Source organism: Micromonospora sp. NPDC049799 (genome assembly GCF_040656655.1).
Taxonomy (GTDB): Bacteria; Actinomycetota; Actinomycetes; order Mycobacteriales; family Micromonosporaceae; genus Micromonospora.
Genome location: NZ_JBFAMU010000726.1, coordinates 1 through 1,956 on the forward strand (window position 1 = coordinate 1; position 1,956 = coordinate 1,956).

The following is a 1,956-nucleotide window of genomic DNA, read 5'->3' on the forward strand; positions in this document are numbered from 1 at the left end:
CAGGCGGCGGGCCCAACCGGCGGTGACCGTCGCGAGACGGTCGGCGTCGGCGCGGGCCTGAGCCGTGGTGCGCGCGGCGGCGGCCGGGACGATCGCCGCGACCGGCCGGGGGTCGCCGTCGCGGGTGACGACGGTGACCGTGTCGGTCAGCTCGGCCAGCGCCACGAGCTGGGTGAGCCGGGTGCGCGCCTCGCGCAGGGGCACCGAGCGGGGCTGGTCGGCGTGCGGGGTGAGGGCGGGGACAGCCATGGATGGATGGTGTCCCCCGGGTACGACAATTCCCCGGGTCACCGCGAGCCGTGGAAAGAATGCGGGTGCGCCGCCGGGCGCCGCGGCCCATCATGGCGGTCGAGTGGGGAGGTCGCCGTGCACGTGGAACCCGTCCCCGCCGGAACGCGGGCGGTGGTGCTCGTCGAGGGGACGAGCGACCGGGTCGCCGTGGAGACCCTCGCCACGGGTGTCGGCCGTGACCTGGCCGGCGAGGGCGTACGGGTGGTGGCGATGGGCGGCGCCACCAACATCGGCCACTTCCTCGACCTGCTCGGGCCGAACGGCCGGGGCCTGCGGGTGGCCGGTCTGTACGACGACGCCGAGGAGGGCTTCTTCCGGCGTGGTCTGGAGCGGGCGGGGCTGGGCCGTGGCCTGACCCGGTCGGAGCTGGCCGCGCTGGGCTTCCACGCCTGTGTCGCCGACCTGGAGGACGAACTGATCCGCGCCAACGGCGTCGACGGCGTCCGGCGGGTGGTCACCGAGGCCGGCGACCTCGCCTCCTTCGCGCTGTTCCAGCGGCAGCCGGCGCAGCAGGGGCGGGCGGTCGAGGCACAGTTGCGCCGGTTCCTCGGCACCCGGTCCGGCCGCAAGGCCGCGTACGCCCGGCTGCTCGTCACCGCGCTCGACCCGGACCTGGCCCCCCGGTCGCTGCGCGCGGTGCTGGACCACGTCTGACCCGCGCGCCGGGGCCGGGACCGGCGCCCCCGTCCGGAGACCGGCTGCAACCACCCAACCTACCGGCCCCGCCCTCCCCGCGTCCGCCGGGCGCGCACGCGTCCCGGGGCGGGGGACCTCCGCCGCGCCGTCGTGGGAGGTGCACGGCCGGGCCGGCGCGGGTAAGGTGCGAACCGGGTCAAGACATGCGCCCGGGTGTGGCACGGCCACGCCACTTCCCCACCTCCCCACACCGGGAAGAGCCATGTCGATCCCCCACCTGCCGCCACTGGTGACCGACCCGCCGGACACGCCCGACCACCACGCGGACGGTCCGGGGCCGATCGCCGCCGTCCGCTGCGCCGCCGACCGGGCGGGCACCGTCGTCCGCGTCACCGGTGAGATCGACCTGAGCAGCGCCCACCTCCTGGTCGAGGCGGTGCAACGGTCCTGCGACGGGCACGGCGGTCCGATCCGGCTCGACCTGTCCGGCGTGACGTTCTTCAGCGCGTCGGGCATCACCGCCCTGCTGCGGGCCCACGCGGCGGTCGAGGCGGCCGGCGGCAGTCTCCACCTGGACGAGCCGGCGCCCTGCGTACGGCGACTGCTCATGCTCACCGGGACCGGCCTGCCGACCGGTCCCGGTGACGCGCGGTGGTGATCAGGAGTTTCGGCCAGGCGGACGGCCCGGACGGCGGAGCACCGCCGCCGTGGGCCGCGGCTGGGGCAGGCCCGGGGCGGCCCGGACACGCATCGGGGCCTCCTATCGCGACGGTGGTGGTGTCACCCGGGCGAGGAGTTCGGCCAGGTGCACGGCCCGGACGGCGGAGCGCCGCCGACACAGGCCGGTCTGGAGCTGTCGCAGGCAGCCGGGGTTGACCGCGACGACGTAGTCGACACCGGCCGCCTCGATCTCGTCGAGCTTCGCGTCGAGGATCGTCCGGGAGTCGGCCGGCCGCAGCAGCGCGTACGTCCCGGCGGCGCCGCAGCAGGTCGCGGCCGAGGGCAGCTCGACGTGGTCGGCGACCCGGC

The 1,956-nt window shown here is 76.5% G+C and carries 3 protein-coding genes and 1 pseudogene; 2 read left to right on the forward strand and 2 right to left on the reverse strand.

Features of this window, described 5'->3' with window-relative positions; translation table 11 throughout:
* A pseudogene (locus AB0I76_RS28790) lies at positions 1-249 on the reverse strand (type II toxin-antitoxin system Phd/YefM family antitoxin); the annotation flags it as partial.
* A gap of 117 nt (positions 250-366) precedes the next feature.
* Between AB0I76_RS28790 and AB0I76_RS28795 the strand changes: the two are divergent.
* Both AB0I76_RS28795 and AB0I76_RS28800 read left to right on the forward strand, forming a co-directional pair.
* Positions 367-945 (forward strand): TOPRIM nucleotidyl transferase/hydrolase domain-containing protein, encoded by a 579-nt coding sequence (locus AB0I76_RS28795; protein WP_357041955.1) that lies wholly within the window; start codon positions 367-369, stop codon positions 943-945.
* 244 nt (positions 946-1,189) lie between these two features.
* Positions 1,190-1,585, forward strand: coding sequence for an STAS domain-containing protein (locus tag AB0I76_RS28800; RefSeq protein ID WP_357041958.1), 396 nt, complete (start codon positions 1,190-1,192; stop codon positions 1,583-1,585).
* A 102-nt stretch (positions 1,586-1,687) separates the two neighbouring features.
* Here AB0I76_RS28800 and AB0I76_RS28805 read toward each other — a convergent pair.
* Positions 1,688-1,956: (Fe-S)-binding protein (locus tag AB0I76_RS28805; RefSeq protein ID WP_357041961.1), on the reverse strand; the 269-nt coding region annotated here is incomplete at its 5' end.